Genomic DNA, 13,733 nt, shown 5'->3' with positions numbered 1-13,733 from the left:
TGTTACCTAAACCAAACACACAAATTTCCCATCTGATTTATCCTGAATGAAGTTAAGGCTGCGATCACCACAGCCACGCAACCACTCAGTCAGGACAGTCGATGGCATGCGTATTCTGAGAACCGATGAGGCCCGTTTCGACGGCCTTCCGGACTACCCTTTTGCACCTCACTACCTGGACGTGGAACCGGGCCTGAGAATGCATTTCGTTGATGAAGGACCGGCAACCGCCTCGCCCGTGCTCATGCTTCATGGTGAGCCGTCCTGGTCGTACCTGTATCGCCACATGATCCCGGTTGTCGCATCTGCGGGACACCGGGTTCTGGCCCCCGACCTGATTGGGTTCGGCAAGTCTGACAAACCTGCCAACGTGGGCGACTACAGTTACCAGCGTCACATTGACTGGCTGACCGGCTGGCTGGAATCCCTGGAACTGACCAACATAACACTGGTTTGCCAGAATTGGGGATCCCTGCTGGGACTGCGCCTGGCGGCGGAAAATCCGCACCGGTTCCAGCGGATCATCGTTGGCAACGGCATGCTGCCCACGGGTGAAACCCGCATCCCCCCGGTCTTTACGCTATGGAAAGCCTTCGCCACCCACAGCCCATGGTTCCCGGTAGGACGTATCGTTCAGCTGGGTACGGAACGTGCTCTCAGCCGGGCCGAGCTGGCGGCGTACGAGGCGCCGTTCCCCGGCCCCGAGTACAAGGCCGGGGCCAGAGCATTTCCCAAACTGGTACCGGTCTCACCGGATGATCCGGCCAGCGAACCCAACAAGGCGGCCTGGAAAGTCCTGGAGAAGTGGCGAAAGCCATTCATCACCTGCTTCAGCAGTGGCGATCCCATCACCCGTGGCGGTGACCGCTATATGCAACGACGCATCCCCGGGGCCTATGGCCAACCTCACATCACGCTCAGGGGCGGTCACTTCCTCCAGGAAGACTCCCCGGATGACTTTGCACGCATCATCAACGATGCTCTTAAATCGGTACAGGCGGCCTGACACTTTTAGTAGCCGAATGCGGTAAACAGCTGCCCCCAAATCAAGCCTGGTGTTTGGGCTGGTAGCTGCCAGCATCAACCCTGGGCCGATCAGCGTCAGCCTCTTCCAGAGGCTGGCACTCCTCCAGGCTCGCGAAGCAGCGAAGAGTCAGCCTCTTGTATTCTTCGGTTCCCTCCGCCTTCCAGGCTATCTCGTTATCACTCAAGGTGCGTACCACCTTAGCGGGCGTACCCACAATCAATGATGCAGGATCGCACTGAAAACCGGCTTTAACCAGGGCCCCCGCGCCAACGATGGAACGGGGGGCTATAACGGCCTCGTCCATAACCACTGCGTTCATCCCGACCATTGCATCCTCACCGACGATACATCCGTGAAGAATCGCGCCATGCCCTACGTGCCCGTTTTTCTCGACCACCACATCTTTGCCCGGGAAGGCATGTGTCACGCAGGTGTCCTGAATATTCGCCCCCTCCTTTAACACGATACGCCCAAAGTCGCCACGCAAAGAGGCTGCCGGACCAACGTAGCAACCAGGGCCGATCCATACATCTCCGATCAGAATCGCGGTTGGGTGAACGTACGCAGACGGATGAACAACAGGCTGAACGCCCTCAATACTGTAACTAGGCATGGTTATCTCCTTCACTCACAAGACCCGGAATGTGATGATACATTCTGATTCATTTTCCGAACCACTTTATCGCTTTCTGGAGAAGTTTTCACAGATAAAGAGGTGAAAAAACCGCTCCAAACACGTCAAAAATCAGAAAAACCCGGAAAATATCAACAAATTCCCTTTAACTATCAGATACTAAAGAGCTTTCCACAAAAAACAATCAACGTGATACATAAATTGGAAAGCATTACCATTGACCAGTATCAATTAATAGATATACTTATTTTGACAATCAGCCCGTTCAGCACTGGAACATCGCCTTGTGGCAATTCTGATTCCGGTCGGCTGAAACATACTTCGGACAAAAACAAAGTCACATCGGATTGCTTATGCCAAACAACCTGCTCATCAAAGGGCCAATAACCCCTGCCCTGAAGCCATCCATCACTCTATCTACAGGATAACGCCATGACTCAGTCCAGCATTCTTCTCGAAATCGATCAGGGTGTGGCTCTGCTTACGCTGAACCGCCCCGACAACCTGAACAGCTTCAACGTCGAGATGCACGAGCAGATGCGCGATGCCGTCAGCCAGGTCGGCCAGGACAGCTCTGTTCGCGTACTGATCATCACCGGCGCCGGCCGTGGTTTCTGCGCCGGTCAGGACCTGTCTGACCGCAGCGTTGTACCGGGACAGGAAGCTCCCGACCTGGGCGAGTCCCTGGAAAAATACTACAACCCTCTGATGCGGAGTCTGCGTGATCTGCCCATGCCGGTTCTGTGTGCCGTGAACGGTGTTGCCGCCGGCGCCGGCGCGAACATTGCCCTGGCCTGCGACATCACTCTAGCGGCTCGTTCAGCGAGTTTCGTGCAGGCATTCTGCAAGCTGGGCCTGGTGCCTGACTCCGGTGGCACCTGGACCTTGCCACGGGTTGCGGGTATGGCGCGCGCCAAGGGCATGGCCTTGCTGGGTGACAAAATCAGTGCCGAGCAGGCCGAAAACTGGGGCATGATCTGGCGTTGCGTTGATAACGAGACACTGATGGACGAAACCATGAAGCTGGCAAGGCACTTTGCCACCCAGCCCACCAAAGGCCTCGCCCTGATCAAGCGCGCCCTGCATGCCAGTGCCAGCAACACCTTTGAAGAGCAGCTCGACCTTGAGCGTGACCTCCAGCGCATGGCCGGACGGTCCGAGGATTACCGTGAAGGCGTAGCCGCTTTCATGGAGAAACGCACGCCGGACTTCAAGGGGAAATAAACGATGCAGGCTCTTGATACCCAGACTACGATTGCCGTCATCGGTGCCGGCGCCATGGGTTCCGGCATCGCCCAGGTGGCCGCCCAGGCGGGTCACAAGGTCTACCTTCACGACCAACGCGATGGCGCTGCCGTCGCAGGCCGGGATGGCGTCGCAAAACAGCTTCAGCGCCGGGTGGACAAGGGCAAGATGGAGCAGCAAACCATCGACGCCGTTATTGGTCGCATTCATCCGGTCAGTGCACTGTCGGAAGTTGCCGATAGTGGCATGGTCATTGAGGCTATTATTGAAGACCTCGAGATCAAGCGCGCACTGCTGGCGGACCTTGAAGAACTGTGCAGCGAGGACACCATCCTTGCCACCAACACCTCATCCATCTCCGTGACCGCGCTTGGCGCCAAACTCCACCGTCCGGAGCGACTGGTCGGCATGCACTTTTTCAATCCGGCCCCCCTGATGGCGCTGGTGGAAGTGGTAAAAGGCCTGGCCACGGACAACGATGTGGCAGAGGTTGTCCATGCCACCGCGACAAACTGGGGCAAGAAGCCTGTGTTCGCCACCTCGACGCCAGGCTTCATTGTTAATCGCGTGGCACGGCCGTTTTATGCCGAAAGCTTGCGACTGCTCCAGGAAGGCGCTGCCGATCCGGCGACCCTGGACGCCATCATCCGTGAGGCGGGCAATTTTCGGATGGGGCCGTTTGAACTGACCGACCTGATTGGCCACGACGTTAACTACGCGGTCACCAATTCGGTCTTCAATTCCTATTATCAGGACACCCGCTTTCTCCCCTCACTGATACAGAAAGAACTGGTTGAGGCTGGGCGACTCGGCCGCAAGAGCGGTCAAGGTTTCTACCGCTATACCGAGGACTCCAAGCACCCGGAGCCAAGCACCGAGCCTGCTTGCCAAAGCGAAGATACCCGACTGATCGTTGAAGGCGAGATAGGGGCCGCAGCCCAACTGGTTGATCGCTTCCGCGAGGCCGGCCTCGAAATCATTGAACGGGACGGCCCCGGGCAACTCCGGTTCGGAGAGGCGGTACTAGCCCTTACCGATGGCCGTATGGCGACCGAGCGCTCCCATGTGGAAGGCACTCCCAATCTGGCGCTGTTTGACCTTGCATTCGACTTCAGCAAGGCAACCAGGCTGGCGATTTGTGTCGCCGACCAGGCCTCCGACAAGGCGCGTTCCGATGCCTGTGCTTTACTTCAAAAAGCGGGTATCGCCGTGAGCCTGATTGCAGACCGTCCCGGCATTGTGGTCATGCGCACCGTCGCCATGCTGGCAAACGAGGCCGCCGATGCCGAACTGCACGGTGTGGCAACCAAAGAGGACATCGACCTGGCCATGAAAGCCGGATTGAACTATCCGGAGGGTCCGCTGAGCTGGAGCGACCGGCTTGGCAATGGCCGGGTATTTCAGGTTCTCACCAACATCCAGAACAGTTATGGCGAAGACCGCTACCGGCCTGCCCTGCTGCTCCGGAAAAACCATTATGCCGAAAAGGGGTTTTACGCATGACCGAAACCGATCCGCAACAATTGGCCGAACGCTGTGCGGAAGCCATGTTTGCCCGGGATCGGGCAAGCCAGAAGCTTGGCATGAAAATCGAATCCGTCGCCCCGGGCCGGGCCGTGCTGAGCATGATGGTGACCGACGACATGATCCAGGGCCATGGCTCCTGTCACGGTGGCTACCTGTTCACTCTTGCCGACTCCGCTTTTGCCTTCAGCTGCAACACCTATGACAAGGCGACGGTCGCCTCCGGATGCAGCATCGACTATATGTCTGGCGCCAAAGCCGGCGACCTACTGACTGCAACCGCCGAGGAGCAGTCCCGCGGCGGCCGAACGGGCGTCTACGACATCACCTTAATCAATCAGGATGGCCGTATTGTTGCCCTGTTCCGGGGAAAATCCTACCAGGTCCGCGGCCCTGTCATTAATTCGGAGGAACACTCATGAGCGCAGATAATCGCCTACAAGACGCCTACATTGTTGACGCTATTCGCACTCCGATTGGCCGCTATGGTGGTGCTCTGGCAGCCGTTCGGGCCGACGACCTCGGGGCCATCCCGATGAAAGCCCTGATGGAAAGAAACCCGGATCTGGACTGGTCAAAAATTGATGACGTTCTGTATGGCTGCGCCAACCAGGCTGGCGAAGACAATCGTGACGTTGCCCGTATGTCGTCGCTGCTGGCCGGCCTTCCGGTCGACGTTCCCGGTAGCACGATCAACCGCCTCTGTGGCTCTGGCATGGACGCCGTAGGAAGCGCGGCGCGAGCCATCCGCACCGGGGAAGCCGGTCTGATGCTGGCGGGCGGTGTGGAATCCATGTCCCGGGCGCCTTTCGTCATGGGCAAGTCAGAAACCCCGTTCAGCCGCAAAGCAGAAATTTTTGATACCACGATTGGCTGGCGCTTTGTCAATCCGGTACTGAAAAAGCAGTACGGCATTGATTCCATGCCGGAGACAGCAGAAAACGTGGCCGCCGACTTCGGCATTGCCCGGGAAGATCAGGACGTCTTCGCGCTGCGCAGCCAACAACGCACCGCCGCAGCCCAGAAGGCCGGACGATTCGACGCCGAGATTACCCCGGTGACCATCCCCCGTCGCAAGCAGGATCCACTGGTAGTGGATACCGACGAGCATCCACGGGAAACCAGCCTTGAGAAGCTGGCCACGCTGCCCACACCGTTCCGCGACAACGGCACCGTGACCGCCGGCAATGCCTCCGGGGTGAACGATGGCGCCTGCGCCTTGCTGCTGGCCGGGCCTGGCGCTCTCAAGCAATACAACCTCAAGCCCCGCGCCCGGGTGGTTGCCATGGCGACTGCCGGCGTTGAGCCACGGATCATGGGCTTCGGACCCGCTCCGGCAACCCGCAAGGTGCTGGCAACCGCGGGCCTTGAGCTCGCCGATATGGACGTGATTGAACTGAACGAAGCCTTCGCCGCCCAGGCCCTTGCGGTCACCCGCGACCTTGGGCTTCCGGACGACGCCGAGCACGTAAATCCCAACGGTGGCGCCATTGCCCTTGGCCATCCGCTGGGCATGAGCGGTGCCCGACTGGTGACCACGGCCCTGAACGAACTGGAGCGCCGTCACGCAGCGGGCCAGAAAGCTCGTTACGCTCTCTGCACCATGTGCATCGGCGTTGGCCAGGGCATTGCCCTCATCATTGAACGGACGGATGCGGCGGCCTGACGCCACCGCCCGGACCAGAACACAGACCATTACCCGACAAGAACAATGCAGGACAAAATCATGAGCTTACCACTCCAGAAAATTGGCAAACTCGACCGGATGGAGACCGCCAGCATTGACGAACTCCGCCACGAACAGCTTCAGCGCCTGCGCTGGAGCCTGATTCACGCGTACACCAACGTGCCGTACTACCGTAAGGCGTTTGACGATATCGGCCTCAAGCCGATGGACATCAACTCCCTGGAAGACCTGGCCAAGGTACCCTTTACCACCAAGGCGGACCTGCGGGACAACTACCCGTTTGGCATGTTTGCCACGCCCATGTCGGATGTGGTGCGGGTGCACGCCTCCAGCGGCACAACCGGAAAACCAACCGTGGTCGGTTACACCCAGAGTGACATCAACACCTGGGCCGATGTGGTTGCCCGCTCCATTCGGGCCGGTGGCGGCTCCCGTGGTGACAAGGTGCATGTTGCCTATGGCTATGGTCTGTTCACGGGCGGCCTCGGCGCACATTACGGGGCTGAACGTCTTGGCTGTACGGTCATCCCCATGTCCGGCGGCCAGACCGAGAAACAGGTCCAGCTGATCAGGGACTTCGAGCCCGACATCATCATGGTGACCCCTTCCTACATGCTGAACATCGCTGACGAGATGGATCGCCAGGGCATTGATCCACACAAGTTGCCCCTGCGCCTGGGTATTTTCGGGGCAGAACCCTGGACCAACGCCATGCGCACCGAGATTGAAGAACGCCTTGGCATCGAGGCCCTGGATATCTATGGCCTGTCCGAGGTGATGGGCCCCGGGGTCGGAATGGAATGTATCGAAACCAAGGACGGCCCCACCATCTGGGAGGACCATTTCTATCCGGAAATCATCAACCCGGAAACCGGCGAAGTGCTGCCAGACGGAGAATACGGTGAGCTGGTCTTCACCTCCCTGACCAAGGTGGCCCTGCCAATCCTGCGCTACCGCACCCGGGATCTCACCCGCCTGCTGCCGGGTACCGCAAGGCCCATGCGCCGGATCGACAAGATTACCGGCCGCAGTGATGACATGCTGATTATCCGTGGCGTGAATGTATTCCCGAGCCAGATCGAGGAACAGGTACTGAAGTGTGAAGCCTTGGCACCCCACTACGAGATTGAGGTTTACAAGGAAGGCAACCTGGACTGCGTGGATATCCGGGCTGAACTCAAACCGGGCGTTTCCAGCGATGACGTGCGTGCCAACGCAGCCAAAGAGCTGGCTCACCACATCAAGTCCTACATCGGTATCAGCACCCGTGTCGAGGTGGTGGAAACCAACTGCCTGGCCCGGTCTGAAGGCAAGGCCAAGCGCGTGTTTGACCGCCGCAACAAATAGACTTGCCTGGCGGGGAGCCGTCCCACAGCAGTGGCTGTTGACTCCCCGCCTCTTTCTTTTCTGCCTGCCCGCCCCGGAAACACCGATTTAAATTTACTTGCCCACAACTAATCTTAATAGAATTTCATTACGTGTCACTTTCTTTTCCAATTAAATCATAACCTTGAAATTAATAATCTGAATCTACCACGAAAACATGACACACAATGACAGCACTTGATATTTATTCAGTATCATATAATATGAGGTAAATGGCCCTTCAGTCATTCCTGAGGGCATCGCTGTTCACGGACAACAGAACAACAAGCCCGATCCGGAGGTATTTTTATGTACGCCCAGCTCGTTGAAACTGGCGCCAAGCGCCTGAAGACCATGGAAGAAATGTCGCCTGAAGAGCGCGAGTTTCAGGAAAAGGTCGACGCCGAAACCAAGATTGAAGCCAAGAACTGGATGCCTGAAGGGTACCGGAAAACCCTGGTTCGCCAGATCTCCCAGCACGCCCATTCCGAAGTGGTCGGCATGTTGCCGGAAGGCAACTGGGTTACCCGGGCACCCACCCTGAAGCGCAAGCTCCAGCTGATGGCCAAGATCCAGGACGAGGCAGGTCATGGCCTGTACCTCTACAGCGCCATGGAAACTCTCGGCGCCGATCGCGATGAAGAAATTGAGAAGCTGCATCAGGGCAAGGCCAAGTACTCCAGTATCTTTAACTATCCGACCCTGAACTGGGCTGATATGGGTGCCGTTGGGTGGCTGGTTGATGGCGCCGCCATCGTGAACCAGGTTGTGCTCCAGCGCACCTCCTATGGTCCTTACTCCCGCGCCATGGTCCGCATTTGCAAGGAAGAGAGCTTCCACCAGCGCCAGGGTTACCAGATTCTGCTGGACATGATGCGTGAGGGCACGGAAGAGCAAAAAGCCATGGTGCAGGACGCCATCGACCGTCTGTGGTGGCCAGCCCTGATGATGTTCGGCCCCCATGATGACGAATCCCCCAACTCGCAGCAGTCCATGGCCTGGAAGATCAAGCGTAAAACCAACGACGAACTGCGCCAGATGTTCATTGACCAGACGGTTCCGCAGCTTGAGTTCCTGGGATGCACCGCACCGGATCCGGACCTGAAGTGGAACGAGGAGCGTGGCCATTACGATTTCGGCGAAATCGACTGGCAGGAATTCTACGACGTTCTCAAGGGCAATGGTCCCTGCAACCGCGAGCGCATCAATACTCGCAAGAAAGCAATTGACGAGGGCGCCTGGGTCCGCGAAGCGGCCGTCGCCTATGCCAAAAAACAAAAACAGCGCGCACACGCTGCTTGATACCGGAGGAATAACAGATGTCAGAATGGCGCCTTTACGAAGTTTTTGTGCGGTCCAAGCACGGCCTGAACCACAAACACGTGGGCAGCGTGCACGCCGCTGACGCCGAGATGGCCATGGAAAACGCCCGCGACCTGTACACACGCCGTAACGAGGGCGTGAGCATCTGGGTGGTTCCTTCCGACACCATCACGGCCTCCGCATCCGACGAGAAAGAAATACTTTTCGACCCTTCGGAAGACAAGATTTACCGGCATGCTTCTTTTTACAAGCTGCCCGATGAAGTCGGACACATGTAAGGAGCATTTCCATGACACAAGCAGAAGCATTACAGGAATACCTGCTGCGCCTGGCAGACTCCGACATGATCCTGGGCCAGCGTCTGTGCGAGCTGTGCGGCAAGGCCCCGGCACTTGAGGAAGAGATGGCGCTGATGAACGTCGCCCTTGACCTCGTCGGCCAGGCCCGTAACTGGTACGAGTACGCAGCCGAGCTGATTGATGATGGCCGGGACGCCGACAAGCTGGCATTCCGCCGCGACGCCCACAATTACCGCAACCTGTTGCTTACCGAGCAACCCAATGAGGATTACGCGGTCACTATGGGTCGCCAGTTCTTCTTTGACGTGTGGCACTACTTCACACTCAAAAGTCTGACTGAAGCCAGCGATGAGCGTATTGCCGGTATCGCTGCCAAAGCTCTGAAAGAGGCCACCTACCACCTGCGCCGTTCTTCGGAGTGGGTCAAGCGTCTGGGCGATGGCACCGAAGAGAGCCACCAACGCATGCAGGATGCCGTGGATATCCTTTGGCGCTTTACCGGAGAACTGATTACCCCGGACGACACGGATCGTGCCATGGCTGAGGCAGGCATTGGCCCGGACCCCGACCAACTCGCCGAAGACTGGCGCGGTCTGGTCAACGAGGTGCTCACTCAGGCCACCCTGACACCGGGTGCCGAAGACGCCTGGATGTACATGGGTGGCAAGCACGGCGAGCACACCGAGCATCTTGGTTTCATTCTGGCGGAAATGCAGTTCCTGCAGAGGGCCTATCCCGATGCCACAACCTGGTGATTCAGACAGCCGGTCAGCCGTCGATATCCTGATTGCCAGCGATCGGGTGCCGGCAAACGCCCGCCCCGATCTGCTGTCAGAGGACGACATCTGGGCACTTCTCGATGAAGTAAAAGATCCTGAAGTGCCGGCAGTAAGCGTCGTGGAACTCGGTATTGTTCGCGCCGTACGTTGGGACAGAAAAGAGCTGTCCATTGACGTAACCCCGACTTACTCCGGCTGCCCGGCCACCGAGTTGATTGAGGAGTTGATCATCGAAGCCCTGCGCGCTGAGGGCTTCCGGAATCCAAAAATCAACCGGGTGCTGACTCCTGCCTGGACCACCGACTGGATCACAGACGAAGGCAAAGAGAAGCTTCGGAAATTCGGAATCGCCCCGCCCGAGGGCAGCTCCAGCAAGATGAGCCTGATCGGGGAACCGGACGTCATTACCTGCCCGCACTGCGGCAGCAAAGACACTGAACGGGTGAGCGAATTTGGATCCACCGCCTGCAAAGCCCTTTATCGTTGCACGGAATGTCTCGAACCCTTCGACTATTTCAAATGCATCTAGAGCCGATACGATCATGAACAAATTCTACTCACTGACCCTCAAAGAGGTCAGACCTGAAACAAGAGACGCCGTATCACTATCTTTTGACCTGCCGGCAGACCTGGCAGACGAATTTACTTACAAGCAAGGCCAGCACCTGATTGTCAGAACCCGGCTGGATGGTGAGGAAGTTCGCCGCACCTACTCGATCTGCCGCAGTGTCGCCGACCAGGAACTGCGCATCGCGGTCAAGCAGGTGCCCGGTGGCCGTTTCTCCACGTTTGCCAACGAGCAGCTGAAACCCGGCGAAACGCTGGAAGTCATGCCGCCCCAGGGCCATTTCTCCATCGACCTGGACCCCGAGCGCGAAGGCAATTACCTGGCGGTCGCCGCCGGCAGTGGCATTACCCCGATCCTGTCGATCGTCAAAACCACCCTGGAAACCGAGCCCAAGAGCGAGGTAACCCTGTTCTACGGCAACAAGGCCACCAGCAGCACCATGTTCCGGGACGAACTCCAGGACCTCAAGAACGAGTTCATGGCCCGCCTGAACCTGGTTTATATCTTCACCCGTGAAGAGCAGGACATTGACCTGTACAACGGGCGAATTGACCACGACAAGTGCGACGCCCTGTTCGACCACTGGATCAACGCCAAGGATCTCACCGCCGCCTTCATCTGCGGCCCCCAGTTAATGACAGAGGACGTGCGGGACTCCCTGCTTCGCCACGGCATGGAAAAAAGCAGGATCCATTTCGAGCTGTTCACGCCGGCCGGTGGTGCGCCCCAGGCCCGCAAGGACAGAGCTCCATCCAAGGTGGATCCAGAATCGGTGAGCGAAGTGACCGTCATCGCCGATGGCCGCACCCTGACATTTCCGTTGGTTCGTGACACCAAAAGCATCCTCGATGCCGGCAACGAAGAAGGCGCGGATCTGCCCTACTCCTGCAAGGCCGGCGTCTGTTCCACTTGCCGCGCCAAGGTTGTGGAAGGCGAAGTGGAAATGGACCAGAACTTTGCTCTGGAAGATTACGAGGTGGAAGCCGGCTATGTGCTCTCCTGCCAGTGCTATCCGGTCAGCGACAAAGTGGTTCTGGACTACGACGAGATGTAGTGCCCAGTCGGCCAACAAGTAAGACACGAGCAAGGCAAGTTCCGCGTATACGGGACTTGCCTTGGTGTTTCAGAAACGAATGGAGTTTCCCATGTCAGTCCTGAAAAGTTTCATTGCCGGCCAATGGGTCGGTGAAAAGACCGCCAAGGCACTGCCCAGTGCGATTAACGGCGACATCGTCGCCCATACCCACGACGACACCCTCGATTTCAGGAAAGCCGTTGAGTATGGCCGCAAGGTCGGTGGCAAGAACCTGATGGCGATGGATTTCCAGGAGCGCGCCCTGGCCCTGAAGGCCATGGCCATGTACCTGCAGGAACACAAGAAAGAGCTTTACGCCCTGTCGATGCATACCGGTTCCAGCAAAGGCGATAACGGCATCGATATTGATGGCGGTTTCGGCACCCTGTTTTCCTATGCCAGCATGGGCCGTCGCGAATTGCCTTCCGGCAACGTCGTGCATGAGGGTCCGGTGACGCCGCTGGGCAAGAACAACCACTTCGCCGGCACCCATATCCTGGTGCCCCGGGGCGGTGTGGCGGTACACATTGACGCCTACAACTTCCCGGTGTGGGGCATGCTGGAGAAATTCGCGCCTACCTTCCTGGCGGGTATGCCCTCCATTGTGAAGCCGGCCACCTCCACCTGTTACGTCACCGAACTGGCGGTTCGCCTGATGCAGGAATCCGGCGCTCTGCCCGAAGGCAGCCTGCAGTTGATCATCGGCAGCACCGGCGACCTGTTCGATCACCTCGAAGAGCAGGACGTGGTCACCTTCACCGGCTCGGCAGCCACCGCCCGCAAGCTCAAGAATCACCCGAACATCATCAACCGTTCGATTCCGTTCAACGCCGAGGCCGATTCACTGAACAGTGCCATTCTGGCGCCAGATGTGACCCCCGAGCACGAAGAATTCGATGTCTTCGTGAAGGAAGTGGGCCGCGAGATGACGGCCAAAGCCGGACAGAAATGTACTGCAATCCGCCGGGTCCTGGTCCCGAAAAGCCAGGTGGAGGCCGTCTGCGACAAGCTCAAGGAACGGTTGTCGAAAGTCACGGTTGGCGATCCTTCCGTTGAAGGCGTTCGCATGGGCGCCCTGGCTTCCGTTGACCAGCTTGAGGACGTCAAAGCCAACATCCAGGAGTTGCTGAAAACCAGCGAACTGGTCACCGGTGGTAACGGCGACTTCAAGCCGACCGGCGAAGGCACCGAGAAAGGCGCGTTCATCGAGCCGCATCTGCTGCTGTGCCGGAACCCGGAAAATGGCTGTGGCGCACACGACATCGAGGCCTTTGGCCCGGTGGCGACGGTGATCCCGTACGACACCGTCGAAGACGCAGTGGCTCTGTGTGCGCAAGGCCGGGGCTCACTGGTCACCACCCTGACCACCCGCGACCCGGCCATTGCCGGCAAGATCGCTCCGCTGCTTGCGGCCTTCCACGGACGTCTGCACCTGCTGGATGCCGAAGCGGCAAAGGAATCCACGGGCCACGGTTCACCCCTGCCCATGCTCAAGCATGGCGGCCCCGGCCGCGCTGGTGGCGGCGAAGAGCTGGGCGGAATCCGCGCGGTGCATCACTATCTGCAGAGAACCGCAATCCAGGGTTCTCCGTCCATGCTGGCTGCAGTCACCCGCGAGTATGTGCGTGGTGCCGATTTGATCGAAACCGAGGTGCACCCGTTCCGTCGCCACTTTGAAGATCTGCAGATCAACGAATCCCTGCTGACTCACCGGCGCACGGTCACCGAGGCGGACATCGTCAACTTCGGTTGCCTGTCCGGCGATCACTTCTACATGCACTTTGATGAAATTGCGGCGCGGGACTCCCAGTTCGGCAAGCGCATTGCCCATGGCTACTTCGTGCTTTCCGCTGCGGCCGGCCTGTTCGTTTATCCGGGCGAAGGTCCGGTTCTGGCGAACTACGGACTGGACACCCTGCGCTTCATCGAGCCGGTGGCCCCGGGAGACACTATCCGGGCGCGGCTGACCTGCAAGCGCAAGATCGATCAGGGTCGTACATCTCCGGACGGGCACCCACAGGGTGTGGTGGTCTGGGATGTTCAGGTTCACAATCAGAACGACGAAATGGTTGCGAGCTACGACATCCTGACACTGGTTGCCAAAAAGCCCGAGTAACATCGGGCTGCCAGATTTTCTCCCTGTCTTGGACCCCAGGGAGAAAATGACAGGCAAATAAAAGGGGGACAGGTTTCACGACCTGTCCCCC

Annotated in this window: 13 protein-coding genes; 12 read left to right on the top strand and 1 reads right to left on the bottom strand. The window is 58.4% G+C overall.

Features of this window, described 5'->3' with window-relative positions; genetic code table 11:
* Window positions 1–106 precede the first annotated feature (106 nt).
* Window positions 107–1,006 (top strand): haloalkane dehalogenase, encoded by a 900-nt coding sequence (locus ACJO5Y_RS08435; RefSeq protein ID WP_406986109.1) that lies wholly within the window; start codon window positions 107–109, stop codon window positions 1,004–1,006.
* A gap of 40 nt (window positions 1,007–1,046) precedes the next feature.
* Here the strand turns inward: ACJO5Y_RS08435 and ACJO5Y_RS08430 are convergent, their stop codons facing one another.
* Entirely contained in the window at window positions 1,047–1,640 is a 594-nt protein-coding gene (locus ACJO5Y_RS08430) for a phenylacetic acid degradation protein PaaY (RefSeq protein WP_406986107.1), read from the bottom strand.
* Between the two features lie 453 nt (window positions 1,641–2,093).
* On the opposite strand from ACJO5Y_RS08430, the gene paaG reads away from it, so the two are divergent.
* The 11 genes from paaG to paaZ all read left to right on the top strand — a co-directional run bounded on the left by paaG (window position 2,094) and on the right by paaZ (window position 13,642).
* Window positions 2,094–2,885, top strand: coding sequence for a 2-(1,2-epoxy-1,2-dihydrophenyl)acetyl-CoA isomerase PaaG (gene paaG / locus ACJO5Y_RS08425; RefSeq protein WP_406986103.1), 792 nt, complete (start codon window positions 2,094–2,096; stop codon window positions 2,883–2,885).
* A 3-nt stretch (window positions 2,886–2,888) separates the two neighbouring features.
* Window positions 2,889–4,409 (top strand): 3-hydroxyacyl-CoA dehydrogenase PaaH, encoded by a 1,521-nt coding sequence (paaH, locus tag ACJO5Y_RS08420; protein ID WP_406986101.1) that lies wholly within the window; start codon window positions 2,889–2,891, stop codon window positions 4,407–4,409.
* On the top strand, window positions 4,406–4,852 hold the full coding sequence (paaI, locus tag ACJO5Y_RS08415; protein WP_406986098.1) for a hydroxyphenylacetyl-CoA thioesterase PaaI: 447 nt from the start codon (window positions 4,406–4,408) through the stop codon (window positions 4,850–4,852). Before paaH ends, paaI begins: the two co-directional genes overlap by 4 nt.
* Window positions 4,849–6,096: a 3-oxoadipyl-CoA thiolase gene (gene pcaF / locus ACJO5Y_RS08410; RefSeq protein ID WP_406986096.1), complete on the top strand. Its 1,248-nt coding sequence runs from the start codon at window positions 4,849–4,851 to the stop codon at window positions 6,094–6,096. Before paaI ends, pcaF begins: the two co-directional genes overlap by 4 nt.
* Window positions 6,097–6,156: 60 nt before the next feature.
* A complete protein-coding gene (gene paaK, locus ACJO5Y_RS08405) occupies window positions 6,157–7,464 on the top strand; it encodes a phenylacetate--CoA ligase PaaK (RefSeq protein ID WP_406986094.1) in 1,308 nt (435 codons plus the stop codon).
* 327 nt (window positions 7,465–7,791) lie between these two features.
* The gene (paaA, locus tag ACJO5Y_RS08400; protein ID WP_406986092.1) at window positions 7,792–8,784 is read left to right on the top strand and encodes a 1,2-phenylacetyl-CoA epoxidase subunit PaaA; all 993 of its coding nucleotides are present in this window, start codon (window positions 7,792–7,794) and stop codon (window positions 8,782–8,784) included.
* 17 nt (window positions 8,785–8,801) lie between these two features.
* Window positions 8,802–9,083, top strand: coding sequence for a 1,2-phenylacetyl-CoA epoxidase subunit PaaB (gene paaB, locus ACJO5Y_RS08395; RefSeq protein WP_406986089.1), 282 nt, complete (start codon window positions 8,802–8,804; stop codon window positions 9,081–9,083).
* Window positions 9,084–9,094: 11 nt separating this feature from the next.
* Complete coding sequence (paaC, locus tag ACJO5Y_RS08390) at window positions 9,095–9,859, top strand: 1,2-phenylacetyl-CoA epoxidase subunit PaaC (RefSeq protein ID WP_406986087.1); 765 nt, start codon at window positions 9,095–9,097, stop codon at window positions 9,857–9,859.
* On the top strand, window positions 9,843–10,412 hold the full coding sequence (gene paaD, locus ACJO5Y_RS08385) for a 1,2-phenylacetyl-CoA epoxidase subunit PaaD (protein ID WP_406986085.1): 570 nt from the start codon (window positions 9,843–9,845) through the stop codon (window positions 10,410–10,412). Before paaC ends, paaD begins: the two co-directional genes overlap by 17 nt.
* Before the next feature lie 13 nt (window positions 10,413–10,425).
* The gene (paaE, locus tag ACJO5Y_RS08380; protein ID WP_406986083.1) at window positions 10,426–11,505 is read left to right on the top strand and encodes a 1,2-phenylacetyl-CoA epoxidase subunit PaaE; all 1,080 of its coding nucleotides are present in this window, start codon (window positions 10,426–10,428) and stop codon (window positions 11,503–11,505) included.
* A 91-nt stretch (window positions 11,506–11,596) separates the two neighbouring features.
* Window positions 11,597–13,642 (top strand): phenylacetic acid degradation bifunctional protein PaaZ, encoded by a 2,046-nt coding sequence (paaZ, locus tag ACJO5Y_RS08375; RefSeq protein WP_406986080.1) that lies wholly within the window; start codon window positions 11,597–11,599, stop codon window positions 13,640–13,642.
* Window positions 13,643–13,733: the final 91 nt, after the last annotated feature.

The sequence above is a fragment of the Marinobacter alkalisoli genome (assembly GCF_045449855.1).
GTDB lineage: Bacteria > Pseudomonadota > Gammaproteobacteria > Pseudomonadales > Oleiphilaceae > Marinobacter.
This window is presented reverse-complemented; position numbering and strand designations above follow the sequence as displayed.

What these genes read in the sequence shown, in the direction of transcription:
- ACJO5Y_RS08435 (WP_406986109.1), top strand. Translation starts at nt 107, where the DNA reads ATGCGTATTCTGAGAACCGATGAGGCCCGTTTCGACGGCCTTCCGGAC.
- ACJO5Y_RS08430 (WP_406986107.1), bottom strand. Translation starts at nt 1,640, where the DNA reads ATGCCTAGTTACAGTATTGAGGGCGTTCAGCCTGTTGTTCATCCGTCT.
- paaG (WP_406986103.1), top strand. Translation starts at nt 2,094, where the DNA reads ATGACTCAGTCCAGCATTCTTCTCGAAATCGATCAGGGTGTGGCTCTG.
- paaH (WP_406986101.1), top strand. Translation starts at nt 2,889, where the DNA reads ATGCAGGCTCTTGATACCCAGACTACGATTGCCGTCATCGGTGCCGGC.
- paaI (WP_406986098.1), top strand. Translation starts at nt 4,406, where the DNA reads ATGACCGAAACCGATCCGCAACAATTGGCCGAACGCTGTGCGGAAGCC.
- pcaF (WP_406986096.1), top strand. Translation starts at nt 4,849, where the DNA reads ATGAGCGCAGATAATCGCCTACAAGACGCCTACATTGTTGACGCTATT.
- paaK (WP_406986094.1), top strand. Translation starts at nt 6,157, where the DNA reads ATGAGCTTACCACTCCAGAAAATTGGCAAACTCGACCGGATGGAGACC.
- paaA (WP_406986092.1), top strand. Translation starts at nt 7,792, where the DNA reads ATGTACGCCCAGCTCGTTGAAACTGGCGCCAAGCGCCTGAAGACCATG.
- paaB (WP_406986089.1), top strand. Translation starts at nt 8,802, where the DNA reads ATGTCAGAATGGCGCCTTTACGAAGTTTTTGTGCGGTCCAAGCACGGC.
- paaC (WP_406986087.1), top strand. Translation starts at nt 9,095, where the DNA reads ATGACACAAGCAGAAGCATTACAGGAATACCTGCTGCGCCTGGCAGAC.
- paaD (WP_406986085.1), top strand. Translation starts at nt 9,843, where the DNA reads ATGCCACAACCTGGTGATTCAGACAGCCGGTCAGCCGTCGATATCCTG.
- paaE (WP_406986083.1), top strand. Translation starts at nt 10,426, where the DNA reads ATGAACAAATTCTACTCACTGACCCTCAAAGAGGTCAGACCTGAAACA.
- paaZ (WP_406986080.1), top strand. Translation starts at nt 11,597, where the DNA reads ATGTCAGTCCTGAAAAGTTTCATTGCCGGCCAATGGGTCGGTGAAAAG.